Genomic DNA, 24,201 nt, shown 5'->3' with positions numbered 1-24,201 from the left:
ACTTGACCGATAGCGTGTGGCTGAGGACATCGTAGTCGGGAAGGTGCAAGCAAGTGGATACTCATCCGCGTAGTCCGCGGGACCTCTTCGAGGGTCGCCGCCATTTTGAGATTCCCGCATTTCAACGCCCCTACGTCTGGGACGAGGAGAGCCAATGGTCGCCTCTGTGGGATGACGTGGTCCGGGTCACCGAGAGCTATCTTGCGCCTGGCGGTAAGCCCCCCATTCAAAATCACTTCTTGGGAGCAGTTGTCTACGAGTCCAAGACACCGTCTGCCGGCGATGTGACTCGACACGAAGTCATCGACGGCCAGCAACGCATGACCACCCTTCAACTTTTGCTTGACGCCGCCCACGAAGTTATCGCTAGGCGCGGGCACCAGACGGAAGCGGATCAGCTCGAAGAGCTCATTTTGAATAAGGCGTCCACCTTCAAGGGCCGCATCGAGCGCTTCAAACTCTGGCCCTCCCAGGCAGACCGCAGCGCCTTTGCCCACGCTATGGATCCAGAGGAACCGCGGGTCGAAGAGCACCGTGTCATCGAGGCACACGACTTCTTCCGGTCCGAAGTAGAACGGTGGCTAACTGGGACACCAGACGAAGAAGGGATCGTCCCACCGGGGACTGAAGAACTCCGCGCAAAGGAACTCTGCTCAACGCTTGAACATCGATTGGTAGTGGTCGCCATCGACCTGTCCGGCCACGAAGACTCGCAGCTTATTTTCGAAACTCTGAATGACCGGGGCACCCCGCTACTAAAAGCAGACCTCATCAAGAACTGGGTATTCCGCCGGGGCGAACAAATCGGTGCAGATGTGGACAAGTGGTCGAGGACACACTGGGCCGACTTCGATACCGTATGGTGGCGCGCTGAAATCTCCCAGGGCCGTCAGATTCGGTCCCGTGTAGACATCTTCCTGCAGTACTGGCTCACGATGCGCTTGCAAGAAGAAGTAAAAGCGGAACTGGTATTTAGAGTTTTTGCGGACTATGCAGGGTCGCGACTAACCACTGTCGATCGCGCTGAAGCGTTGCTGACGGAACTGCGGAAGGATGCCGATACTTACCGGGGGCTGAGCGAACTCGATGTATCCACGCCCGAGGGCCGGTTCCGTTCTCGGGTCATTGAAACGATGGAACTGGCGGCCACTACCCCTGTTTTTCTATGGCTCCTCTCGGAGAACCACTCGGTTCCTCGTGACCAGTTACGGATCGCCCTGGACGCTATCGAGAGCTGGGTTATCCGGCGCACACTCCTGCGGAAGACCTCCAAGGATTTAAACCGCTTCATGGTGGCCACTTTGAAGTCGCTTGGAGCAGTCAAAGCCGAGGACGCCGGAATTGCAATCAAAGCCTTTCTTTCGGAACAAACTGCGGAGACACGCTACTGGCCTTCTGATCTAGAACTGATGACGACCCTTCCTGACGTGAAACTGTACGGAAATATCCGCCAGTCACGCCTCCAGGTCGTCCTCCGTGCAGTTGAACAGCAACTTCGTAGCCATAGCACCAGGTACGAAGCAGTGGAACTTCCTCGGGGATTGGAAATCGAGCACGTGATGCCCCAAGGTTGGCGGACTCACTGGGACCCGCAGCCGAGGCTTACACCTGAAGAGGCAGCCGTGCGTGACCGAGTGGTAAACACGATCGGCAATCTTACGCTCGTTACCAAGTCCCTGAATGGTTCCCTATCGAACCGTCCCTGGACCGACAGTGAGGCAGCGGGGCTGATCGACGGTGGTGAGCCGGACAAGGGCAAGCGAACCCTGCTAGACGCATTCAGCCTTCTTGTGCTCAATAAGGAAATCACTCAAGGAAACCCCGATTGCTGGACGGATGGGGACATCAAGAACCGCTCGCTAGCCCTGACCAAGGCGATCACTCAAGTCTGGCCTGGCCCCGCGGTGGAGACACAGGACGCCGCCTTCGAGGCGGCACGCGCCTAAGGCAGGCACAGGACGCCTATCACCATGCCATTCGTGTTTACTCACCCGCCTTTAAGATTGTTTATGCTTCGACCCACGAACTTCACTGATAGAAGATCGTCGTAATCCTAAATTGTGAATCTCAAAATCCGATATCCCTATAGCCCGTCTACGCTCTTCCGACACCAGAAGAGGACAACCATGAGTACCAGTAACATCACAATCGCTGGCCATGCCATCAATAGACCAATTGAAATCTTGACGGACTACAGCCAGCGCTATGCAGGAACCCTGTCCAAATACGACTTTCGCGACAAAGGTGATCCGAACACCCTTACCGCGGAAGAGATTTGGGCCACCAGAATTATCCACTCGCGGATTACCCGATCTGAGCAGGCCGAGCTGGAGAAGCGGTCACGAAGTTGGAGGGCAGACTGGGCGGCAGTCGCGCCTACCGGCCGCCTTGAAGACGCGGACCCGGCCAATAACGGCGGAACCTACGACGCGATGCAAAAACTCTATTCCCACTTCACAGATATACGCGGAGTGAGCTGGGCTAAAGCCTCCAAGATTCTGCACTTCAAGCGCCCGTACCTGTTCCCAATCCTGGACTCGCGTCTGATGAACGTTTACTGCCGAGCGGCAATGACGGCAGCCGAAGAATTCAAGCACCGCGGTTACAGGCGGATGTATTGGGCTGCCATCCGCAACGACCTCATCGCAAACAGAGACAGTCTTGCACAGCTTCGACAAGCCCTGGCCAATCAGGATGCCGGCCACCATGTCGGACCTGAGTGACTTGCGCATCCTTGACATTCTCAGTTGGTCCCATGGCAGCTGACCCACCGTCTGCTTCCATACCCCGCACTCATCAGTCCCGGCCGACACCGGCTTACCCGTCTCGCAACTGATGAAGAATAAACCAATTCGGTGTGAAGGCCATGACCACCGTTAAGGGAAATGCTCTGCCGTCACCATGGCGGGAGCTCTAGAGAACACCGCCGCAGGCTGCAGAGCGTGAGTAGTTGTTGGGATTAGTCAAGACCTGACGTAGAACTTCAACGGGTACCGCGTAATAGCTGTTTCCCTCGCCGGCATAGGCAACACCGACGAGTTGACCTGCGTCGTTTATGAGCGGGCTGCCCGAGCTGCCGTGCTCGATTGGCGCATCATTTACCAGCATGGGCAGTGATGACCACCCGACGGGGTCTGGGGCGTACTTCAAGACCCTTCCGTGCGTTGTCGTCAGCGGGCCTCCAAGTGGGAAGCCTACGGCTGTTACGTTCGCCCCGACTACAGGATTTTCGGTAGCAAGTGGAATCGTGGCTGGCAGCGGTTGCTTCGTCCACACCAAGGCCAGATCGGCTATGACCACGGCGCCTGTGGCTGTGACGTCGATGTCATGGCCATCGTAGGTACTGACCTGAAGAAGGGCAGCGCCTCCGATGACGTGGCGATTTGTGACGAACACGTGGTCTGAAATCGCGAATCCGGACCCCCTTGCGACTTCACCACAGCCAATGTTGCGCACGCGTAGTGCCGCTCGTTCGTAGGCAGTAAATCCGGTCGAGGCAACTGGCCCGGCGACGGGCGTGGCAGTCGTACCGCTGGGGTCATATTCGGCCGGGCGAGTGGAAACCGCGGAAGGCGGAGGCACTGGAGTGAGTCCGCATCCCGCCAATCCCATGGTGCACAGCAATAATCCAATGGGCTTGATTACTGATTTCACAACCTGCTCACCCGCCCAGCTTTTTTGAGAGGGCGTTACTGTCCGCACGTGCGCGATTGCAGTCTGTGTCGGCCTGGCGTGCCGAGTTGATGGCTGAGGTGTACTCGCTGGCGTGGTAATTAGCCAAGTACGACATAAAGTTCTGCTGGTCGCTGATGCACAAGTCCATTTCCTTTGTGACTTGTTGGGACATCACGAGCAGCGTGGCAAACGATGCAGCTTGATCTCCGGCTTGGGCCTTTTCGTTGGACAACGAGCGGATCCGGTCCGTCGCAGTGTTGAACTGCGTGGTCATGTCGCTGAGTTTGGTTTGTAGGTCCCCCGCCTGGGCTTTGAGGCCGTCCCGCTGCTTGGTCATCGTTGCGAGATCATCAGATGTCCTGTTGGCAGAGGCCCGCCATTCCTGAGCCGAGTTGGTGGAGTAAGCGAATCCAGCTCCCAGGCTGGCGGAAATCAAGCACAAAATAACGATCGATACGACATACGGCCACCGTCTGGAGGGTCGCTGCGGTTCCGACGTTGATTCTTGGCTTCCAAACCCCTGCAGCTCGTCCAAATTCCCCCACGATTTAGTCCTAGTACTTCCCGGTTCCCCTAGGGTCTCTGCTGCTTCGGTGATACGGATGAGTGCGGACAGCGTGCGGAAGTAGCGAACCCCATTGATAATTGCGAAAAGCAGGCCACCGCCGATAGCGCCTATGAAGAGAACGTACTGGCCTCCGGGCGATGCCGCGTTGTACGTGGCAAGGGTCAAGAAGCCACCGGCGACGACAAGGCCAACGTTGATCAATGCCCACACCGCATACCCCCGCGCGGCTCGCTCCAGCCGGGCAACGCCGCCCTGGTCCCCCACCATAAATTCCCTCTCAACCTGCGTGGTGTGATCCACCTGTGCCAAGAGTAATGGGGAGCCAGGTTTCCGGAACGAACTGGCCAGATTGTGTCACGGCCCACTGCGCAAATGAAGAGGCTTTTTACGACGGCCGGAAGTGACTGCACGTCGCGGCGGTCCAGGTACCGTGGATGCCGTCGATGCCCTGTCGGATACGGCGGGCGCGTGGGAGGGTTAGCGCCTCACACCGTTCGAAGAGGAGGCCACTCGGTGCCAAAGCTGCATGGGTGGGCGCTGAGTGGACGGAGGGACGCCGCCGACGGGGCCAGCTGGGAGGCGGTCGTGTGGATCCGGTGGCGTGCTCGGGCCTGACGTGCTCAGTGATTTAACGCAGCGCCCCAGTCGGCAGCACCTGGGTGTGGCGGGCTCCTCTTCAACCTCGGTCGAGAGTCTTGTCGAGCTCGCGCCAACGCTCCCATGCAGACTGACGTGTGACTCCTAGCGCAGTCGCAATCTCGGTCCAAGACAGTCCGGCCTTCCGCGCCTGCCGCACAGTCCCCAACTCGGTGCCATCACATTTCTGCCGAATCTCCTGGATGCACCGCAGCGTGAGCAGCAACTCTTGCTGCCACGCCGGATCAGTCATGTCAGAATACCGCTGTCTGGGCCCCGTCAGAGCGCGATGGGTAACAGGCCCTCCACTGTATCTAGCCATAGCGCCAGGTTCACCTTGCAGACACCGCCTGTCAAGACACCCTGACATCGCTCCATAAGCACTCACTGATAGCGACAACTGAACAAAGGAATTGCTGCGACCTTGTCAGGAGGACGGTCCGCCAGTGGGAACCAGCGGGCTTTCCTAAAAAGGGCACTACGGTCATCCATGTTGAACTTCGAGTGGTACCCCGTTGGCTATTGTTTTCGCTTCGTGGCGGCGTTCTTGTCAGTTCGCGGGCGGTCGCCCTGACTAACATGTCTACGTCGTTCTTCCAGCGCTGTAACTCACTGCGGTGGGCGGTCGCATCCACGCTGTCCGATACTGGATCACTCAATGGGACAGTTTGCTATGTCTTTCCGAGCGGACGCGCGGCCTGCCCCGAAAAAGTTCCTGACGTGGGTGAGAATGAGGCATGGCAGCGCGCATCTGCGGCCCGACGGCCGTGATCTACAAGCTGACTCGGCGATTCGTTCCAGTGATCCACCCCGCCTCCTCGTGAAAAAGATGAGACTTCGGTACGCGGGGGTTTGCAGGGCGTGTGAGTCGCCTCTTCCGCAGGGAACAGAAGCGGTCTATGAGAGCGAGACCAAGACCGTCCGCTGTTTGGAGTGCGCCACCGACGCTACGAACACCATGCCTCCCGATGTGGAACGGCGTTCTGATGAGTCCGGAGTAGCCGGGTCGTCCGCACGACGTGAATATGAGCGCCGCAAGGCCAAGGATGAGGCAAGGCTCCGTGAGAAATGGGGCCGCTTCGGTGGCATCGCAGTGGCCCTCGCTGACGAGCGGCAAAGCACCAAAGCGTGGGATCGAGGCGCGGTCGGTGAGGAACGCCTCGGCGCCCGGCTAGATGCCCTGGTCACCAATGACATCGCAGTTCTCCACGACCGCCGTATCCCTGGCTCAAAGGCGAACATCGACCACATCACGATCACTCGCGGTGGAATCTGGGTGATCGACGCCAAGCGGTACAAGGGGCGACCCGAGCTGAAGATCGAGGGCGGCATCCTCCGACCACGTGTCGAGAAGCTCCTCGTAGGCCGGCGGGACTGCACGAAACTGATCGATGGAGTACTCAAACAAGTCGGACACATACGCGAGCACGTCGGGGATGTGCCGGTCACCGGGGTGCTGTGTCTCGTTGATGCTGACTGGCCCCTGATCGGGGGTGCCTTCACGACGCGTGGCATCCACATTGTCTGGCCGAAAAGGCTGGCGAAACTGCTTACAGAAGACATCGGCGGCGACGTCGACGTCGCCGCCGTCCGTGAGTCGGTAGCTTCGCGGTTCAAATCCTTATGACGTCCCTGTCGAGGGCGCCCGCCACCGACACCCTACTTACTGCCCGGACAGGTAGGTGCCATAGCGCTGCCATACTTGGTGGCGAACGCTTTTTGATATTTGTTGGCCCAGCTGCTGCTCTTTTTAACCCGGTTCTTCTCTTCTCAGCTGGACAAGCCACGACACTACCGGGAGGGCGGGGCGGATGTTGACGACGTGGGGACCGTCGGGGTTCGGGAAGCTTGTCACCGGTTCCGGCAGTTGGCAGCTTACCCTCGGTGATGACGGTCTGACTGTCCGCGCCGACGGAGCATCGTTTGCTGTCGGCATGGAGGCACTGACATCGCCGATAGTGCTGCCAGGCGTGTTGTGGTCCAGGCTCGTAGTGCCTTGTCAGGGGCGAAGCATCGTGCTGCGCGGTATTCCCTCCCGATCCGCCCGTGAACTCGGGAGGGCCATCGAACTGCTGCTGGGTGTCGCTGAGGTGAAGGCCTGGGCGGCAGGGTTCTTCGATGCAGCCCTTCCCTCTGCGGCGGGACGGCGATGGCTTAGCCGGGACTTTCGCCTGCGGTGGGAAGAAACGAAACCCGGGGAAAGGCTCGGGAAGCTCCTGCGCGAACCGCTCCTGGGCGGCCACATTGCCGCTCTCGACAACACTGCCCAGAAAGCAATCCGGTTGTGGAGCACTGACCTCGAACAGTACATTGCAGGGTTGAACGCAGATTACATGGGTTCCGAGCTGGAATCCCGTGCTGACTTTTTTGACCGGGTTGAGCGTTCACCTTTGACCCGGGAGCAGGCCCACGCCGTGATCTGTTTCGACAACCGCGTGCAGGTCATTGCCTCCGCCGGTTCCGGGAAGACCTCCACCATGGTCGCCAAAACCGCCTACGCCCTGCACCGAAACCTTGTACCGGCGGAGAAAATCCTGCTGCTGGCCTTCAACAAAGACGCCGCCGAAGAACTCAAACAACGGATCAAGGACCGCCTGCAGCCCCTGGACCTCGACGGTGGCCAGGTCGCCGCCCGCACCTTCCACGCATTCGGACTGGAAGTCATTGGGAAGGCCACCGGGCGTAAACCTGCCCTGGCCCCGTGGCTGGAGAATGGACAGGACCACGAACACTTGATGCGCCTGGTGGACGGGCTCAGGGATACCGATCCCGGGTTCCGAACATTGTGGGACCTTTTCCGCATCGTTCTCGGCAGCGACTTGCCCGAATTCGGGCAGGAACAGGACGATCCAGACCTCTGGGAGACCGCAACGAACGCCCCGGCGCTTCGGACCCTGCAGGGCGAAACCGTCAAAAGCCACGGCGAACGGATGATTGCCGACTGGCTGTTCTACAACGGGGTCCAATACAAATATGAAGCACGGTACGAGCACGACACCACCGACGCTGAACACCGACAATACTGCCCAGACTTCTACTACCCCGACATTGATGCCTACCACGAGCACTTCGCCTTGGACGCACACGGCCGGACGCCCCGCACCGGATTCGAAGGGTACCTCGACGGGGTCACTTGGAAGCGTGCAACCCACCAGCAGTACGGGACCACCTTGCTGGAGACCACCACGGCAGGAACATGGGACGGAACTGCGTTCAGCTACCTGGAAAGGGAACTCACCGACCGCGGCCTCACCCTCGACCCCAACCCGGACCGGCCCGTCCCCGGGCGCCAGGTGATCGAGAACGCGGATCTCGTGCGGACGTTCCGGACCTTCCTGATCCACGCGAAAAGCAACCGCCTCGGCGACGCCGCCCTCCGGGACAATCTGAAATCCCGGCCCGGACTCCGGAACCGGTTCCGGCACTCGATCTTCCTGACCCTGTTCGCGTCAATCCGGAACAAATGGGAGCAGGAACTCGCGGCGGAGAACTACATCGATTTCGAGGACATGCTCAACCACGCCGCCGACCATGTCGAAGCCGGCCGGTGGGACAGCGGATACGAACTGGTCATGGTCGATGAAATGCAAGACGCCAGCCACGCCCGGGCACGACTGGTCCGGGCCCTGGTCAATCATTCCGACAGGTACCTGTTCGCGGTCGGCGACGACTGGCAAAGCATCAACAGATTCGCCGGCGCGGACCTGTCCGTTATGACGGACTTTCACCGCTGGTTCGGCCCCGGTCAGACCCTGCGCCTGGAGCGAACCTTCCGGTCCCCGCAAAGCATCAGTGACATCTCCAGCACCTTCATTCAAAAAAATCCCCAACAACTCCCTAAAAAAATCAAATCCCTGACCCCGGAAATCGGAACTCCGGTCAGAATCATCGGCGTCAGCAACACCAACCGGTTCGCCAACAATGCAGATAGGTTCGCCGGCGCCGTGAACACCTATTTGGAACAACTGAACCGCGAGGTGCGCGCCGGTGCCGTGCCGGCCGGGGCCGAAGGCAAAGTTCAGGTCCGTATCCTCGCCCGATACCGTCACCTGCTCAACAGCATCCCCGCTGGCTACGGAAACGGGTGGGATCACCTGAATATACAGATCAACACGGTCCACGGCGCAAAAGGTCTCGAAGCTGACTACATCGTGATCCTTGGAATGACCAAAGGCAGATACGGGTTCCCCAGCACCATCATCGATGACCCCGTACTCGAACTCGCGATGCCCGACGGCGACACTTTTCCCCTGGCCGAGGAACGGCGCCTCTTTTACGTCGCCCTGACCCGTGCCAGACGCTCAGTGTTGCTCCTCACCGTTGAGGGCCAGGAATCCCCCTTCATCCAGGAATTGGTGCGGGATCACGGCCTGACCGTGCAAAACCAAACCGGACAAACAATACAAACGGTTATCTGCCCTATCTGCGGCAACGGATTCATGACCCAACGCTCCGGCAAATACGGCGCCTTCTACGGCTGCAGTCAATACCCCGCCTGCACAGCAACCATGAACACCGCGACCTACACCCAAAAAATCGCCAACACCAGAGGGACACAAACACGCCAAAAACCCCCAAGCCAACCTCGGAACTCCTAAAGCTCAAGAAACTACCGAAAATCAACGAAGGACTTCTGTTAGCACCCGAGCGATGAGCCCGGCCGACGACCCATTGAAACAGGCCGCGCACTTATCAGAAGGGAGTAGCGGTCCGCGGATTTCCCCGCTCGAAATGTGAGGACCCACCGCCACAATCTGGGCGCTGACGGCAAGCGCGACGCATGACATATCTCTAAGGAATCCAGTGACGGGAGTGGCGGAGTTCGTACGACACCAAATCGCCCTCTCTCATCCACTGCCAGACGGTCCTGAATCAAGTGGCACATTCATCCCTCTGTCCCCGGCACCGCATCTGACAACGAAGGCTCGAACCCACCGGGACAAGAACATTTCAAAGCTGACTCATCCGACATGATCGGGTATTCGCCCCGTGCCGTACCCTCTTACCTGCGGCTCACTATAACCGCTGTAGACGAGTAGAAGCGTTCTACCCGGCGCCACCGACTGGAAGCGGCTTCCTTCGTGTTCGGCCTGGAAGGACTGTCAGCCCCAGTCAGTAGTCTTATAGAAACTGAGCCTAGGGGGAAGCATGTCGGTCAGAGACATCATGGAATCCAACGTCAATTCGATGATGGTTGGAGATTGGCGAATCCAGGACGGGCGCACTGTTCCAGACACGGAATCTATCGGTCTAGGCATCAATGCAGGCGTCAAGTTGGAGGCAACCTACCTCTATGCCGACCTTGCCAAGTCCTCAGACTTCGGTCAAATGCTGTCGCCAATGGATGCCGCCAAGATCATCAAGTCTTTCCTGTTTTGCGCTAGTGCCCTTATCAAGGAGCATGGTGGTCATATTAAGAGCTTCGATGGTGACAGGGTTATGGGCATTTACCACGGTCCCGAAAAAGAGACGCGAGCCGCCAGAACTGCCCTCAAGCTGAACTGGGTGGTTCAAGAAATCATCAGCGACAAGGCGCAACGGTGGGTGAAGTGGCCAAAGGAGCCCATCGTGATCAAGCATGCGACCGGCATTGCTACCGGAGAGGCACTACTGATACGCGGCGGAGTCCGTAACCACAACGACATCGCTTCCATTGGGTCTGCTCCCAACTTGGCAGCAAAACTCAGCGACCTCCGTAATCAAGATGGGCGGACATTCGCCTGCTATAGGACTTGGTTGAATTTCACCGGAGACGCGGCAAACAACTTCTTCGGCGTGAACCGTTGGTCCGATACTAAGAACATGACCGTCGGCGGAGCCTTCAACATCTATAAGGCGACGAATGACCGTACAACCCCGTAACTACAGCCGCCAGTCCCTCAGATCCGGCCCGTAGACTTGAACCAACAAACTATATGCAAAAAAGGGGGCAAATCCTTGACGCTCAAGGAAGACATCGACGGCGCAGTAGAAGACCTGAATAAGGCGTGGACCACAACGACGTGGGGAGCCTCAAAAACTGAAGTACCCGACCCTGACGAGATGGGCTATTCAGAGGGAAAGAAGATCAACGCGACATTCTTCTACGCCGATATGGCAGACTCGTCCGGTTTGGTTGCCGCTGCGAAAAGTAAAGAAGAAGTTGCGAGTGTCATCACCTCCTACTTGAAGGCTTGTGTGCGTGCTATCCGCAACGAAGATGGCCACATCCGTAGCTTCGACGGTGACAGAGTGATGGGCGTGTTCAGCGGCGACTCAGCTCCAACGCGCGCGGCACGAGCGGCATTACGTCTGAACTATGCCGTGACGAACATGCTTGATCCTGCCATTCAAACTACGTTCCCTTCACTCAAAGCGGCGGGATGGCATCTCAGGCATGCTTCTGGCATAGCCATCGGCCCTACCCTGATGGTTCGCGCAGGGATACGAAATAACAGCGACTTGGTATCAATTGGCGTTGGTCCCAACCTGGCGGCCAAGCTTAGCGATGAAAGAGACGGCGACTACCGGACCTTTATCGGGGCTGGCACGTTCAAGGCGCTCGACAATGCTCTGTACAAGGACTCCAAGGGTAATGATGTGTGGCTAGGTCCCTATGACTTCAAAATGGGTGGGAGCAACTACAAGTACTACAAGTCCAGTCACCACATAAAGATCTCATGACTGATAAAGATGCCATTGACAACGCCTGGAAGATTCATGCGGCTCAAGTGGACTGGACCGGCAAGGTGGATGCTAAAGCTTCCTTTGCGTTCGCTCTTGAGTCAGCAGCAATCGTCTCGACCGTGGCCCTGAGCGCAAAAGGCCGGATATTCGGAGATCTCAGCGACCCGGCTGCAGGGTGGTTCTACGGGATCGGATTGGCTCTCATCTTGGTTGGAGCAGTCTTCGCAGTCACCGTAGTTATCCCTAGGCTCAAGTCCGACACGGTGAAGAGCACGGCGCCTGAAAACTTCATCTACTTCGGCCATGCTCAGCACTGGGAACCTGATGAGCTGGCGGTTGCGCTCAAAGACCGGGAGCTTCTGCCAGTTATTAGCCGTCAGATTGTCGTCATGGCTGATATCGCATGGCAGAAGCATCGGTGGGTTCAACTCTCGATGTTTGCCGGGTGTGCTGGCGGTGTCAGTATTGTTCTCGCTGCACTCGTGATCAGGTTTTCCTGACGTAGCTTCTGCCGTATTTACCCCTATTTATGGACACTAGGGCGGAAATTAAAAGGATGTGCAGCATGAATTTGAGAGTTGTCTTCGGCTCATAATATTTAGTCGTTGCTCGGCGCTTGCGCTCATTGAAATCCACGCGCCTTGCAGCATTCTTTAGAAACCCCAATTCGGGACGACCCTGTTCGTTTCACCGCACCTACACCGGGAGCATAACTTGGGTCAAGGCCTTGGGAAGACTTGAAGCAAATATTATTGCGGCCCACTGCTCGCTACGCTGCGGACTAGCACGGAGGCGAAATGGCTAAGGAGAACTGCGCCATTCAACACGCTAAAAGGCGCATACACGCGCCTTCTCGCTAGTTTGGTGACAGCGGGGACGAAATCACATCTTCACCTCGGAAGACCTCCCGGCCCGACACATACCGCCAAATTACATGGTCCAGCCTTCTGGCTTCGGTGGGGTAGCGTTCGGCGACCTGCCTAATGAGGGCTGCAGCGTCAGACCTGCTCAGGTCCCGCTCGCCCAACTCTGCATGCTCCTTGATGAACCTGATGACCATGCGGTCAGGCTTCACGGACTGGAAGCCCGCCAGTATGAGCAGATAGTTGTAGGTGACGCCGGAGCGCTGGCTCGGCAGACGCAGCCAGGCGTCCTTGAGCTCGCTCAGGTGCTCATCTGAGTCGTAGACCCGATGCAGATCAGCCTGTGTCCGATACCCCAGCTTGTGAAGATTTGCAGCGGCCTGCCGGATCACCTCAGCCTTCAACGGGGCGTTCTTTTGGGTGTGTGCCGGCTTACGGTTGTCTGCCACCTCATTAGCCCAAACAGCCGCTTCGTCGTGGCAGTCCTCGAAGGTCTTCAGGAGCTCTGTCGTGCCATCCTGGTCGGCGTCGCCGCCCTCGGCTGCACGGTGCGCCCGGTACCGGTTCACGACGTTGATGACGCTGTTGTAATGAGAGCCCGTGGAGTAGATGGAGTCGATGATGCATAGTGCCAGGCTGTGGGGGTAGCCATCGGCTGTGATCCATTTGGCCTCGTTACCGAAGATTCCCCGACATACCTCCGTCAGCTTTTCCGCTTCAGCGGTGAAGTCAGTCGTCACTCTCGGACTCTAGCAAGCTCAAAGCATGATCCTCGGGATTCAGGTAGTTGTACCAGCGCAGTTCGTCGACAGTGGATGGGTTCAGAGAGAAGCCTGCCACGGGGCCGAAGGAGCAGAGGGGGTCACTCCCCCGGCTTTCGATCGAGCTAGCTCCCCCGCCGGTGGACTCCGTGCCTCCTTTGTCTGTGGTCATCGAGTCAGTTCGACAACTGCGGAAATATAGACCTTCCAGGTTCCCCTTTTGCTCGCTTGAATACTCTTCACAAGAGGAGCAACGAGGTCAGTCTGTATCAGCCGTTTGGGCACTGCCAACAGCGCGGTGCGATGGGTTCGAGTCGTCCAGCTTTGCTTCGTGCTGCCTCTCTTCAAACCACTCCCGCATCTCTTCGTCCTTCTTCTCACCGCTCCTGACGACAACACTCAGCCCGTCGTTGATACCTTCAGTCCATTTCTTCATCTGATCACGCATGTCACTCGCTGCTTGAGCCAGCTCATGAAGGCCATGAACCCTAACCCACATCTTGTCTTTGTAAGCGGCCCAGTCCAGAACGCAAGGTGAGTTGAGTTTCTCGCCATTCAGGCCTTCATAGTAGACAGCTCCCTCGTAACGCGACGGGATCTCTTTGTTCGTTACACGACCTCGGCTGAAATCGAACAGAGTGCGCCACTCTTGCCCAGGAGCGAGAAGGGGTATCTCATCTGGAAGGAAAATCTCTCCATTGTCGCGAGCTCGCGTCAGTGTCGGTTGGAAGACCATGCGGACCTTCTTTGCTGCGGTTTGCCCATAGTTGCGCACTACTAAGTCGATAGCTTCTGGGCCGATCCCAGACTCCGTCATGAAGGCGACAACGTACGGCTGAGCTTTCTCGCGCTCTAGCTTTAGCGCCTGTCTACGAGCCTCTTTCGCCTCGCCCAGTTGTCCATATCCGACCCATGCATGAATATTCGCTCTTGAGGGGTCCATGTGTGGTGCGGGTTAGCGCCAGGGTCCGATCCCACGATTTGCGCTGGTCGGCGCCGGTGTTGGTGTGGTTGAGCGCCACCTGTAAGGCTCCTTCCACCGCGTGACGGCCACGTGGTGGAAGGAGTACCGGTAATGGTACGGAAGATCAGGGCGAAGCTCGTCTTGCAGTTGCGCAATCAGGGCCTGTCCGGCAGAGCGATCTCGCTTGCTCAGGGCATGTCGAGGCACAGCATTCAGGCGGTGATCGACGCTGCGGATCAGCTCGGGCTCGGTTGGGACGACGTTGCGGAGAAATCTGAGGGCGAGGTGTATCTGACGCTGTTTCCCGGTCGCGGGGTGCGGGAGAGCGTGTTCGCGCAACCGGACTGGATTCAGGTGCACCGTGAGCTGGCAAGGGTCGGGGTGACGTTGAAGCTGTTGCATCAGGAGTATCTCGACGGGTGCAGTCGGGCCGGGCAGGCGGCGATGAGTTATGACCGGTTCTGCAGGCTTTATGGCGATTACGCGAATGTCACTGGCGCGTCGTCCCGGGTCGGCCATAAGGCCGGCCGCAGCGTCGAGGTCGACTGGTCAGGGCCTACGCTGCAGCTCGTTGACCCGGCAACGGGAGAGATCTCGAAGGTGTATCTGTTCGTCGCCTGCCTGCCGTTCAGCAGGTATGCGTTCGTGGAGGCGACGTTGGATATGCGGCAGGAGTCGTGGCTGCGGGCGCATGCGGCGATGTTCGCATTCTTCGGCGGCACGGTCCCGCGGCTCGTCCCGGACAACCTGAAGACCGGGGTGATCTCTCACCCGCGCGAGGGCGAAGTCGTCCTCAACGACGCCTACCGGGAGTTGGCGGCGCATTATTCGGCGGCGGTACTACCTGGCCGGGTGCGGCACCCGAAAGACAAAGCGAGCGTCGAAAACACTGTCTCGCACATCGCCACCTGGGTGATTGCGGGTCTGAGGCAGGAGCAGTTCGCCAGCCTGGTGCAGCTGCGGGCCCGGATTCGGGAGCAGATCGATGCCTACAACCGAGAGCCGTTCCAGAAGCGGGAGGGCTCCCGGTTGAGCGTGTTCACGGCCGAGGAGAAGCCGCTGCTGCAACCGTTGCCGGCGGTGACGTTCGAGATCAGCACCTGGACCTATGGGCGCAAAGTAGGCCGGAACGGACACGTGGTCTGGGCAAAGAACTTCTACTCAGTCCCGTTCACCCACATCGGCGCGCATGTTGATCTTCGCGTCACGGACACCATGCTCGAGATCTATCGGGGTGATGAGCGCCTGACCAGCCACCTGCTGCTGCCCGTGACGATGACGAACCAGTATCGGACGAACGAAGCCGACCTTCCTGAGGGGCACAGCTGGCAAGCCTGGGACCGGGCCCGGATCGACGCCTGGGCCTTACGGATGGGACCGGCGACCGGGACCGTGATCGAGAAGATCTTCCAGTCCGTCCGCATCGAGGAAGCCGGCTACGACCCGGCCCTGGCGGTCCTGCGCCTGTCTCGCAGGTTCTCACCAGCCCGGGTCGAAGCCGCATGCCAGCTCGCGTTGCGCGGGCCGATACGATCGCCCCGTTACGCCCACCTGCGGCCGATCCTGGACACCGGGCAAGACAAAACCGGGCACGTCGAGGACCCTGATGACGAAGATGGCGGATACGTGCGCGGCAGCTCCTACTACGCAGGAGGGACCCGATGAGCCGCCTGGACACGGAAACCAAACGCAAGCTGCGGGAGATGAACGCGGGCGAGCTGCTGGAGGCCATCGATACCCAAGATGAGACGCTGAGCATTAGCCTGCCGTTCGAAGATCGTCTCCGGCTGGTCGTCGATGACGCCTACGCCTCGTTCACCCATGCCAAAGTCAGCGGCCTGATCCGGCGAGCGGGGCTGCGCTACCCGAACGCTGACTTGCGCCGCATCGACCTCCTTGACGAGCGAGGTCTTGACCGGCCGCTGCTGAGCCAGCTCGGCACCTGCTCGTTCGTGGCCCGGCAGCAAAACGTTGTCTTCCAAGGGTTCACCGGGTCGGGGAAGTCCTACCTGGGATGCGCGATTGCTAAACGAGCATGCGAACACCGCATCCGCGCGCATTACGTCCGCATGCCCGACCTCGAGGAAGCCTGGGTCGCCGCCCAAGACACCCCTGGCGGATCCGGCAAATTCCTGCGTAAATATGCGGCGTTTACCCTGCTGGTCATTGATGAGTGGCTGCTGGATCGACCCACGGAATCGATGCGCACCATGCTGCTGGAACTGATGGAACGCCGCTACGGTGAGACGTCAACAGTGTTCTGCACCCAGTACTCGCAGAAGGACTGGCACCAGCGGCTCGGCTCCGGGGTTCACGCCGATGCGATCATGGACCGGATCATCCACAACACGATCTGGGTCGAGACAGGCAGCTACAACATGCGCGAGCACACGGCACTCGTAACCGCCTAGCAACCGTCAAGGAGGGCGTCAGCGGTGCCAGGCCACGCGACCGCTGGCGCTCTCCCGCACGAACCCCGGCGCTGAACCGCACGAACAGGTGGCGCTCAAAGCTTCAAATACTCACCATGCAGCGGCACCAGCGATCACCAAAGTCGCAAGGGATAGCCAGAATGCCCCCTGCTCAGCCCAGTTAGGCGAATCAAGCGAATCGGTGATTTTCTTAACCAGTGCGGCCCAGTCGTCAGGATTCATGGGCTCAATTGTCTCAGGTAGCCCCGACAGCCCTCGGACCACTCATTGACGACACATTGGGGACTGCCATAGATTGTCGCCTCGTCAAAGAACAGCACCCAACACTGGCCCCGAGTGCATGCCGCAAGTCGCCCTCAAGCCCGAGCGGGAGAGGCCCACCGGGCGGCGGACGCCCAAACCGTGTTCCACCTCTCGCCCGGCCAGGGACTCGGGTGAGCCTAGTGGAGAGACCTAGCCAGATCGGTGCAGGGATGCTGCGTCATCCAGATCTCATTACCAGAGAGACAGAGCCTCTCCGCCACGGCGAATTCCGAAAAGTCAAGCTTTGTCAACAGTAGAGCGTCTAAAGACTACCTGACCTGCGAAAACACTGTGCCCGAGGTGGGACTCGAACCACATTCCACCCCCTGAAGACACAGGGAAGCCGCGAAACCGTCCTGGATCCGAAGCAGTTCGAAAGCGATAACACCCGATCCGCGCACCAGAGTGCGGACATTGTCCACACCTCTTTTTGGCCATATTTCGGCACCTAGTCCCGCCGGGAGATCTTGAGGGAGAGGAACGTCGAATTTAGTTTGGAGGCGATACAGGCGACGGAACGTCTATTATCGGTACTCTGAGCGCGGCACCGGAAATGGTTGAGTGAAGACCGATTTCCTGCACCTTACCCCTCCCAGTCCGCTTGTTACCGGAGGGCCCCAGCGGAGCTCTTCACCATCTCGGACAGCTTCTGGATCAGGCCCTTACGTAAGGTATCGGCGCCGTCTAGATTGTCTTGATAAATGATGTGACGATACCTGTTGAGGTCGAAAGGAATATCCTTGGTATCTTGGGTTAAGAGTATGACCTTTTTACCCAAAGTATGGGCGATGCCCAACTCGTAGAAGACGTTGGCGTTTCTCCCGGTAATGTCAGCAATTACAAACTCGGAAGCATTGATCATTTCCCAGATATCTTCCATAACGTCGTGGCCGTAGAGATCATCGGCGCGCAGCCCATTTACTCCGAGGCCCACTAAAGTCGGATTAATGACTTTATTCCAAATTCGATCAGACCACTCCTCTGTGAACGGCATGAGAATGCAACACTGCATTGGAACGAGGCGAGTGTTGCGTGATTTGAAAATAGGGTCGATGATCATTTTGTTAAATCTCCTTTGAAATAGAAAACGTGCTTCCTCAGCAACCTGATCGGAATACTTCGCTAATAAGGGTAGAGGGTTTTGTGATAATGTAGGTCGGCTCGACAAAGTTACGATGAGAAAAAATCCGACCACAACATGTTTATACGTTACAGGCATTATCAGACAGTTTGAGTCTTGATCCAGTTCGGGGATCACGGCTTGTATGTCAGACGATCTATCCCAGTAGAAGGGATGACCTCGCCTGATTGCAGCGTTAAGAGGGTCGGACATTTTGGATGGTTGGGAGCGTTTCATCCATAAACTTCGTCCGTTATGCGCCACCTCGACGTAGGAAGGGAATGCGAACTCTTCGTCGATTGAAACGAAGTATGCCGAGTCTGGCTTCAGCGCCGACCAAAGCGCTCCTACCGCGATGCTTAAGACGGTTCCGTGAGGCGCACATCGAGACTTTGCTGAGCCAACCTTTGCCATTGCGGAGGCAATTTGCAAAATACTTTTTCGCTCATAGATGCTTTGGACGTAGGACGCGTAAAGCGCTTCAATAAGTCGTAGCCTCAATAATGTCGATTCGTCGCTCTCGACGATGTCTACATATAGACTAGCCAGTGTGCCCGAAGACGGCCCTAGCGGACGGACAACGATCTCGTGGACGCCCGTTTCGTGTATCCAGCCTGGAGCGGTTCCAACCAGCTCGCCATGATAGATTGTGCGTTTTTCCGGTTCTAGGACTTGCGTCTGGAGTCGACTAGGAATCGCTCTATCGACGAAGAAGTAGAGCCGGTGCACTGCAACCGATCGGACGGTCAGCTCGATGATGTTGGGCAGTATGTTTGTTACTCGGTCATCAATACTTGGGCGTTCAGTCAATTGTGTTGCGACCAAGATAGCGGCATTTATCTTGTCGTATCTTGCAAGGAAGCGCTCCATGCTCATGACTTCGTTTCCATCGCGCCATGGCCAGCGTCTACCCCGCGACTGACGGCGTAGGCGCCGGTGGGTCTCTTGCTCTTCCACAAGCACTCTCTCGACTACGAAATTTCCCCTAATAACGGCATGCGGCATCACTGCCGTCTGGCTGAAGCCTAGCCCAGCGCCTCCAGCTGTCCCAATATTGGAGGCCGACTCACCCGTCGCGTGTCAGTCTTATTGCCGCACGCGAAGCTCTTCCTTGTGCAACCAAAACTGTCGCAATCTGCTACCTTCCAGTCTTTGCCGACAGCAGGGCCGCGAAAACATGAGGAATAAAGGCAGTAAGAGTCAATCCAGAAGAAAAAGTGTGGGCAATGCACACATCCAATCCTGGCCTCATTAGTAACTCAAACCTACGGCCGGACCCTACAAAGGAGCGCTGTTCCTCATGGTCCCGACAAATTCGGCACTCACCAGGTCCAGGTTTCTTGCCGCAACCCGCCACCAAGTCGCACATGTCCTGGATCTGACCCTCTACAGTCAGACCATCCAGCTTAGTAAACGAACCGGTTGGCGATGGTCAGGAAGGCCGCGGTGGCGAAGAACGTCAGGAAGACGGTGAGGATCACCGTTGATCGGTTCCCGCTCTTAGGCCTTCGAAAAGTCGAGCTTTGTCAACACAATAGATGAAAGGCCTTAGCTGTGCGCGAGCGGGCGTGGAAGGAAAAGAACCTCGAGCTCCTGTTCGAGCAGCAGCGCCGCTCGCCACGTTATCGCCGCGACAGCGCCGGCTGGAGTCATTGACGGCCGCCAACCCGTTGGCACTGGAGTTGGCCGGTGCCGACGACGTGGAAGCGCACTGGCAGGAGCTTGACCTGGCCACTCAGCGACGTCATCAGTCCGATCGTCGAGCCGCGGCCCACCCTGTCGGCAAGGGCTGGGCGGGACACAAGGGCGTCCAGAGGGACCCTGTTGAATGCATGTGGCTGTAAGGCAGCCCGTCGCCAGCTACGGCCGCTTGGCCACCCATCGGCCGCTACTCTACTGGGTGCCGCCCTCTTCGCTCTGCCCCGGGACCCTCGTCGCCTTCGCCCGGAACTCAGGAATCTCGAACTCGTAGGCGTCCTCGTCGTCGAACGCTTCGTACGGGGGCACGACGACAGCGACACCTGTCGGCTCGATCCCTTCGAGCTGCCAGTTGTGGTTCCACCTGATCGCAACCGTGACGTCGATGTGCGCCATCGACATGGGTACGACCTCTGGCACCGGCGCGTACTGAACCGGCGCGATCTCGAGCTGCTCGACGACCACGATCGAGATATCCCCGAAGATCCGAAGGTCCGCGAGCCCGTAGCGGTTCCTATCGTCGCGGGCGATCCTGAAGTCGTGGATCTCGGCGATCTCGACTTTCGAGAGCAGGACCGCCGACAAGCGCGGAGACGTGTCGACCGCGAGACGCATGGTGCCCGACTGGAACTCGACGCCTAGGTCGTCGAACGCCATGGCCTGGCCTTGGTCGGCGATCTCTTCGTTCAAGAAGACTGGCAACTGCTCCTCAGCGCTCAGAGCGAGATCCTCTTCGGCAGGCTCGAACTTGTTCAGCTGCGGCAGCAGCTGGCCCACGCCCTTCGCGACCAGGGCGTCTCCGCACTGCGCCCTGCATGCGGCTCGTAGCCCGTCGTCGCTCGTCACCAGTACGACTGCGCCCTCCGCGTTGTCGAGATTGTGCTCGACGCACGCGAGCACCACGGCATCGGCGGCCCCGGTCTTAGTGCCCGCCTTGCGCTCCCCGGTGCCGATCTGGAGCACTTGCTGCCTCAGGGCATCGCGCCACGTCTCTGCGGGAGGCGACCATACGGTAGCCCGGCCAACCAGCAGAGCCTCAATCCTGGCGATCAGCGCGTCAATCGCGGGAATCTCGGGCTTCTGGAGAGGAGTGACGACCGCGGCGTCGACGCGATGGCTCGTCAACATCTCCGCGAGCGACTCCTGAGCCAGGAGAGCGTGCTCTGCCCACTCCCATACGACGACTTCGGGGACAACAATCGACGCCCCGCAGCTCGCGACCTTGATCAGGTTGTTCAGGACGCGTTCGTTGTAGTGCCCGTGCGGAAGAGCATTGGTATCGAGGATCACAACAGTCATGGGCACCGATAAACTTTCAGCCACACCCCAAGCCACCTCTCTACGGAGCCGATTCGCCCTAGTCAGCGCTACTTTCAGTTTGCGGCATGCCAAGGCTTAGAAACACCGCTCCAAGGAACAGGATCCGCGGCTAGTCCTTTCGCAAGACCGCTAACAACAGCGTCAATAACCTCTGCAGCTGTCGTCGCCGAAAAACCGAATTCGGATCATCGAACATATGGCGTCAGGTAAGGGGATCCGTCAGCGTGCCAATGAGGAGGGGCTGTCAGGAATGCCGCCAGGCTGCTATCCGGGTATGTCCTGGAAGTACTGCGCTACGTCGTAGTTGCCAATGAGCCTTGCTAGGCCGACCGGCGTCTGCCCGCTTGCGTTGACGTGCAGCGGGTCAGCGCCGTGGGCACGGAGCAGTCCGATCAGCTCACCCCGACCTTTGGAATTAAATACGGCGATCCAAAGTGATGTGTTGCCGAAGACGTTCTCCGGGTCGACCTTTGCTCCTGCCTCGATCAGAGAGTCAGCCGCCGCAGGGGCGAATTCCTGCGCTGCGAGATGAAGCGGCGTGAAGCCCTGGCGGTCCACAACGTCAGGCGACGATCCCGCGGCTAGCAACCGTCCTATTGCCTCGGCATCGTCTTCCAGCGCAGCGTAGTGGAGTGGAGAACGGCCGGCAGGCTCCACCCGGTGCCTCGGCTCGTTGTCCACGTTCATTCCATATTCTCGATAGCGCCAAGTCGGATGCGCACTTCCGCTGGTCTGAAGTCATAACCTGTCGCCCGAGCACCTGTCCAATTGAGGCCCACGAGAATCCCGTCACCCTCGAGGCCGTCGATCCAGCGGGTGCGCCACGCGCCCAAGCGGATGGCCATCGGTTCGAAGTCCCTGTAGTCGGAGACATTCGCGATAACGCGCTCTGCTCTGCTCCGAAGGGACCAGAAAGGCATGCTGCGATCACCATCCCCGTTGAGCGGGGCCGGGAGGCCACCTGCATCGCGGATCGCCCACACCTCACCGTTCTTGACGATCTCTTCGTAGAAGACAGTTGCATGCGCTGCGCTGACACTCATTCCCACAGCCTATGACGCAAGGCAGGCCAGCAAGCAGCCCACGAAACCCTCATAGGCGCCGGACCGTGGACAGGGCCAAGGCGCGGCCGGGGTGAAGGATCCCGAAATGGAACCCTGTTCTGGTCCATACCGTTCTCATTGCTGGGCACGTTGCCGTCCGTCGGCGTCGAAGAGGGTGCCTCTGCCCGGCGCATTCCCTTATGGCACGCAAGAATAGAGCCTAGGCTGACGTTCGTGGAGGACACCGATAACGGCATCTTTGCTCGGGGAGTGCGATACGAGTTCATCGGCGGGGGCTACAGCAACTACCAGTTTCAAGCCGGCACTCCCTGGCTTCGTTTCGTCGTCACCCCGGAGCAGCTGGAGTTTCACGGACGCGGCCTGGACCTTTTCCGCATCGGCCCCTGGATTGTGCCGCGGAGCCAGGTCAAGGAGGTCTTCTCCAAGCGCCGGCACCGCCTGTTCCCGCCCGTCATCTGGGAAATCGAGATTGTCACCGCGGACCCAAGTGTGTGGTTTACCTTCTGGTCGCCCCACGATTCCGGTCCGGTCCTCCTCTCGATGGAGGAATGCGGTTGTCCCGTGGACTGGACCCCGCACAACTGGGCAGACATGCCGATCGAGTGACCTGGCGAAGCTTTCGTAACTTCATTGTCCCTAGACAACGAATTCTGCTGAAAGGCTTCAGCCTGGCGTGGACCGTGCGTAAGCCGATCCCCCACAGGGCGGGTGAGCCTTTCTTGCTATCACCAGCCCTCGACGGACTACCAATCCATCAACACTTCGTGCGCCGTCTCCACAATCTTGTTGGAAATATCCTCCCGGCTTTGCGGCATGTCGTCCCAGTCGTCACGAAGGACAACCAAATATTTCAACTCCACGGGCTGCCCTAGTTCGTGCCAAGCATGGCCAAGAATGAGATTTGCCCCGTTGTAGGGTTCGAGGACGCCGGCAACGATTTGTTGGAGCCAGTGCCGAACCAATGCGCGCCGGGCTTCGCCGTCGTCCTCATAGGGCTTGCCCAACTCCTCCCGGACCTGGACCCATAAATCAGCGGCCCCACGTGGGTCATTCCGTAGGTGTCCGGCCAGTTCGCGAAGCGTGGGAGAGTCATAGCCCTCAACAAGCAAATCCGCCGCTACATCCGGATAGTTCTCGCTGGGTACCAACCCCACTTGGTCGCGCAAGAACATCAGGCGCACATTTCCAGTTTCCTGTTTCATGGGAAAACCCTAGTCCCGGTGCCGCCCGGCCCCTCACCTCCGGAATGAATGTCCCACAGGGTGATCGTTGAGGGGCGGTCAAGGATCCCCTTACGTACACCGGCTCGTCTTCAGATCTGACTCAAGTGTCTCGTAACCTCTGCGCCTCGAAACCCTAGCGTTTCGAGACAGCGGCCAGCAGGCCAAAGCTGGACTGACTGCCTCTTACAGCCGCGACGGGACATCCGAAGGCGATATGTAGGGCGCGCTGAAGCTCGCCATTCATCGCCGCCCCAAATCACAGCCACGTTGTGGTTCAAGAACTACATTTCAGGCACCGTGATCGAAAGGTTTATGGCCGACCTGACATCGGACTCAAGTCCGCTGGCCCGCCAATATGCAGGCGTGAGTGTGGACACTGTCCACACGCTCTTTGGCAGGACAAAGCTCGGCGCGAGACACGGGTGTGTACGCCTAAGACCGCCTCCTGGGCAAATCCCATAGGGAGATCGCTGAAGTCATGCTGTTCCCACTCCCGCGGCGCATGAATAGGTGTAGGCCACCGCGGCCCACCTAACGAAACCGGAACGAGGAACCGTATAACCGCAGCTCAGCAGGCGGAAGCCCCACCAGCCCGGGACTTGACCCCGCCACCCCACACAGCTGCATAGGCTACGTGGCAGCCAGGCCAAAGCCCGTACACCTAGCGTCAGAAGCGCCCCAGCGCAAGCTTTGTACACACGTCAAAGCAAAAAAGCCTCTGGCGAGGGAAAACTTTGTGCCCGAGGTGGGACTCGAACTACATTCCAGCCCCTGCAAACACTGGGAAGCCGCGAAAACATGCGGAATCCGAAGCCGTCCGACCGATGTTCGACCCATTTCGACGGCGAACGTGTGAACATTGTCCACACCCCCACTTGCCCGTGAAATGGGTCCCACACGCCGGGCCA

General features: G+C 58.7%; 20 protein-coding genes. 10 read left to right on the top strand and 10 right to left on the bottom strand.

Features of this window, described 5'->3' with window-relative positions:
- The first annotated feature begins 53 nt into the window (after positions 1-53).
- Complete coding sequence (locus ACZ9J7_RS15945) at positions 54-1,946, top strand: DUF262 domain-containing protein (protein ID WP_476210763.1); 1,893 nt, start codon at positions 54-56, stop codon at positions 1,944-1,946.
- Positions 1,947-2,126: 180 nt separating this feature from the next.
- Positions 2,127-2,723 carry a DUF6308 family protein gene (locus tag ACZ9J7_RS15940; protein ID WP_476210762.1) on the top strand — a complete coding sequence of 199 codons (597 nt, stop codon included), beginning with the start codon at positions 2,127-2,129 and terminating at the stop codon, positions 2,721-2,723.
- A gap of 190 nt (positions 2,724-2,913) precedes the next feature.
- On the opposite strand, the gene ACZ9J7_RS15935 is transcribed toward ACZ9J7_RS15940, so the two are convergent.
- Positions 2,914-3,456 carry a S1 family peptidase gene (locus tag ACZ9J7_RS15935; RefSeq protein ID WP_364399817.1) on the bottom strand — a complete coding sequence of 181 codons (543 nt, stop codon included), beginning with the start codon at positions 3,454-3,456 and terminating at the stop codon, positions 2,914-2,916.
- 205 nt (positions 3,457-3,661) lie between these two features.
- Positions 3,662-4,543, bottom strand: coding sequence for a hypothetical protein (locus ACZ9J7_RS15930; protein ID WP_476210759.1), 882 nt, complete (start codon positions 4,541-4,543; stop codon positions 3,662-3,664).
- Between the two features lie 994 nt (positions 4,544-5,537).
- On the opposite strand from ACZ9J7_RS15930, the gene ACZ9J7_RS15925 reads away from it, so the two are divergent.
- The 5 genes from ACZ9J7_RS15925 (at position 5,538) to ACZ9J7_RS15905 (ending at position 12,045) form a co-directional block, all read left to right on the top strand.
- A complete protein-coding gene (locus ACZ9J7_RS15925; protein ID WP_476210757.1) occupies positions 5,538-6,506 on the top strand; it encodes a nuclease-related domain-containing protein in 969 nt (322 codons plus the stop codon).
- A 388-nt stretch (positions 6,507-6,894) separates the two neighbouring features.
- Positions 6,895-9,477 carry a UvrD-helicase domain-containing protein gene (locus ACZ9J7_RS15920; RefSeq protein WP_476210756.1) on the top strand — a complete coding sequence of 861 codons (2,583 nt, stop codon included), beginning with the start codon at positions 6,895-6,897 and terminating at the stop codon, positions 9,475-9,477.
- Positions 9,478-10,027: 550 nt separating this feature from the next.
- Complete coding sequence (locus ACZ9J7_RS15915) at positions 10,028-10,741, top strand: adenylate/guanylate cyclase domain-containing protein (RefSeq protein WP_476210755.1); 714 nt, start codon at positions 10,028-10,030, stop codon at positions 10,739-10,741.
- Between the two features lie 75 nt (positions 10,742-10,816).
- On the top strand, positions 10,817-11,542 hold the full coding sequence (locus ACZ9J7_RS15910) for an adenylate/guanylate cyclase domain-containing protein (RefSeq protein WP_476210754.1): 726 nt from the start codon (positions 10,817-10,819) through the stop codon (positions 11,540-11,542).
- Positions 11,539-12,045: a Pycsar system effector family protein gene (locus ACZ9J7_RS15905; protein WP_476210752.1), complete on the top strand. Its 507-nt coding sequence runs from the start codon at positions 11,539-11,541 to the stop codon at positions 12,043-12,045. The genes ACZ9J7_RS15910 and ACZ9J7_RS15905 overlap by 4 nt, the downstream gene beginning before the upstream one ends.
- A 356-nt stretch (positions 12,046-12,401) precedes the next feature.
- Here ACZ9J7_RS15905 and ACZ9J7_RS15900 read toward each other — a convergent pair whose 3' ends face one another.
- Positions 12,402-13,148, bottom strand: coding sequence for a hypothetical protein (locus ACZ9J7_RS15900; RefSeq protein ID WP_476210750.1), 747 nt, complete (start codon positions 13,146-13,148; stop codon positions 12,402-12,404).
- A 280-nt stretch (positions 13,149-13,428) separates the two neighbouring features.
- A complete protein-coding gene (locus ACZ9J7_RS15895; RefSeq protein ID WP_476210749.1) occupies positions 13,429-14,112 on the bottom strand; it encodes a hypothetical protein in 684 nt (227 codons plus the stop codon).
- 132 nt (positions 14,113-14,244) lie between these two features.
- Here ACZ9J7_RS15895 and istA point away from each other — a divergent pair, with 132 nt between their 5' ends.
- Positions 14,245-15,798, top strand: coding sequence for an IS21 family transposase (gene istA, locus ACZ9J7_RS15890; protein ID WP_476206828.1), 1,554 nt, complete (start codon positions 14,245-14,247; stop codon positions 15,796-15,798).
- Positions 15,795-16,544 (top strand): ATP-binding protein, encoded by a 750-nt coding sequence (locus ACZ9J7_RS15885; protein ID WP_476206829.1) that lies wholly within the window; start codon positions 15,795-15,797, stop codon positions 16,542-16,544. Before istA ends, ACZ9J7_RS15885 begins: the two co-directional genes overlap by 4 nt.
- 111 nt (positions 16,545-16,655) lie before the next feature.
- On the opposite strand, the gene ACZ9J7_RS15880 is transcribed toward ACZ9J7_RS15885, so the two are convergent.
- The 5 genes from ACZ9J7_RS15880 to ACZ9J7_RS15860 all read right to left on the bottom strand — a co-directional run bounded on the left by ACZ9J7_RS15880 (position 16,656) and on the right by ACZ9J7_RS15860 (position 22,049).
- Positions 16,656-16,787 carry a hypothetical protein gene (locus tag ACZ9J7_RS15880; protein ID WP_476210747.1) on the bottom strand — a complete coding sequence of 44 codons (132 nt, stop codon included), beginning with the start codon at positions 16,785-16,787 and terminating at the stop codon, positions 16,656-16,658.
- Between the two features lie 685 nt (positions 16,788-17,472).
- Entirely contained in the window at positions 17,473-18,864 is a 1,392-nt protein-coding gene (locus tag ACZ9J7_RS15875) for a hypothetical protein (RefSeq protein ID WP_476210746.1), read from the bottom strand.
- A gap of 1,017 nt (positions 18,865-19,881) precedes the next feature.
- Complete coding sequence (locus tag ACZ9J7_RS15870) at positions 19,882-20,985, bottom strand: hypothetical protein (RefSeq protein WP_476210745.1); 1,104 nt, start codon at positions 20,983-20,985, stop codon at positions 19,882-19,884.
- Between the two features lie 285 nt (positions 20,986-21,270).
- Positions 21,271-21,693: an ankyrin repeat domain-containing protein gene (locus ACZ9J7_RS15865; RefSeq protein WP_476210743.1), complete on the bottom strand. Its 423-nt coding sequence runs from the start codon at positions 21,691-21,693 to the stop codon at positions 21,271-21,273.
- On the bottom strand, positions 21,690-22,049 hold the full coding sequence (locus ACZ9J7_RS15860) for a DUF2750 domain-containing protein (RefSeq protein ID WP_476210742.1): 360 nt from the start codon (positions 22,047-22,049) through the stop codon (positions 21,690-21,692). The genes ACZ9J7_RS15865 and ACZ9J7_RS15860 overlap by 4 nt, the downstream gene beginning before the upstream one ends.
- 234 nt (positions 22,050-22,283) lie before the next feature.
- On the opposite strand from ACZ9J7_RS15860, the gene ACZ9J7_RS15855 reads away from it, so the two are divergent.
- Positions 22,284-22,676 (top strand): hypothetical protein, encoded by a 393-nt coding sequence (locus ACZ9J7_RS15855; protein WP_476210740.1) that lies wholly within the window; start codon positions 22,284-22,286, stop codon positions 22,674-22,676.
- 137 nt (positions 22,677-22,813) lie between these two features.
- Here the strand turns inward: ACZ9J7_RS15855 and ACZ9J7_RS15850 are convergent, their stop codons facing one another.
- The gene (locus ACZ9J7_RS15850; protein ID WP_476210739.1) at positions 22,814-23,272 is read right to left on the bottom strand and encodes a hypothetical protein; all 459 of its coding nucleotides are present in this window, start codon (positions 23,270-23,272) and stop codon (positions 22,814-22,816) included.
- Between the last annotated feature and the right edge of the window lie 929 nt (positions 23,273-24,201).

This window comes from Pseudarthrobacter sp. TE9888 (genome assembly GCF_056279345.1).
This window is presented reverse-complemented; position numbering and strand designations above follow the sequence as displayed.

Excerpts from the sequence above, each read along its gene's own strand:
- istA (WP_476206828.1), top strand. The coding sequence starts at position 14,245 with ATGGTACGGAAGATCAGGGCGAAGCTCGTCTTGCAGTTGCGCAATCAG.
- ACZ9J7_RS15860 (WP_476210742.1), bottom strand. The coding sequence starts at position 22,049 with ATGAGTGTCAGCGCAGCGCATGCAACTGTCTTCTACGAAGAGATCGTC.
- ACZ9J7_RS15925 (WP_476210757.1), top strand. The coding sequence starts at position 5,538 with ATGGGACAGTTTGCTATGTCTTTCCGAGCGGACGCGCGGCCTGCCCCG.
- ACZ9J7_RS15885 (WP_476206829.1), top strand. The coding sequence starts at position 15,795 with ATGAGCCGCCTGGACACGGAAACCAAACGCAAGCTGCGGGAGATGAAC.
- ACZ9J7_RS15915 (WP_476210755.1), top strand. The coding sequence starts at position 10,028 with ATGTCGGTCAGAGACATCATGGAATCCAACGTCAATTCGATGATGGTT.
- ACZ9J7_RS15850 (WP_476210739.1), bottom strand. The coding sequence starts at position 23,272 with ATGAAACAGGAAACTGGAAATGTGCGCCTGATGTTCTTGCGCGACCAA.
- ACZ9J7_RS15870 (WP_476210745.1), bottom strand. The coding sequence starts at position 20,985 with ATGACTGTTGTGATCCTCGATACCAATGCTCTTCCGCACGGGCACTAC.
- ACZ9J7_RS15865 (WP_476210743.1), bottom strand. The coding sequence starts at position 21,693 with ATGAACGTGGACAACGAGCCGAGGCACCGGGTGGAGCCTGCCGGCCGT.
- ACZ9J7_RS15940 (WP_476210762.1), top strand. The coding sequence starts at position 2,127 with ATGAGTACCAGTAACATCACAATCGCTGGCCATGCCATCAATAGACCA.
- ACZ9J7_RS15905 (WP_476210752.1), top strand. The coding sequence starts at position 11,539 with ATGACTGATAAAGATGCCATTGACAACGCCTGGAAGATTCATGCGGCT.
- ACZ9J7_RS15895 (WP_476210749.1), bottom strand. The coding sequence starts at position 14,112 with ATGGACCCCTCAAGAGCGAATATTCATGCATGGGTCGGATATGGACAA.
- ACZ9J7_RS15880 (WP_476210747.1), bottom strand. The coding sequence starts at position 16,787 with ATGAATCCTGACGACTGGGCCGCACTGGTTAAGAAAATCACCGATTCG.
- ACZ9J7_RS15875 (WP_476210746.1), bottom strand. The coding sequence starts at position 18,864 with ATGAGCATGGAGCGCTTCCTTGCAAGATACGACAAGATAAATGCCGCT.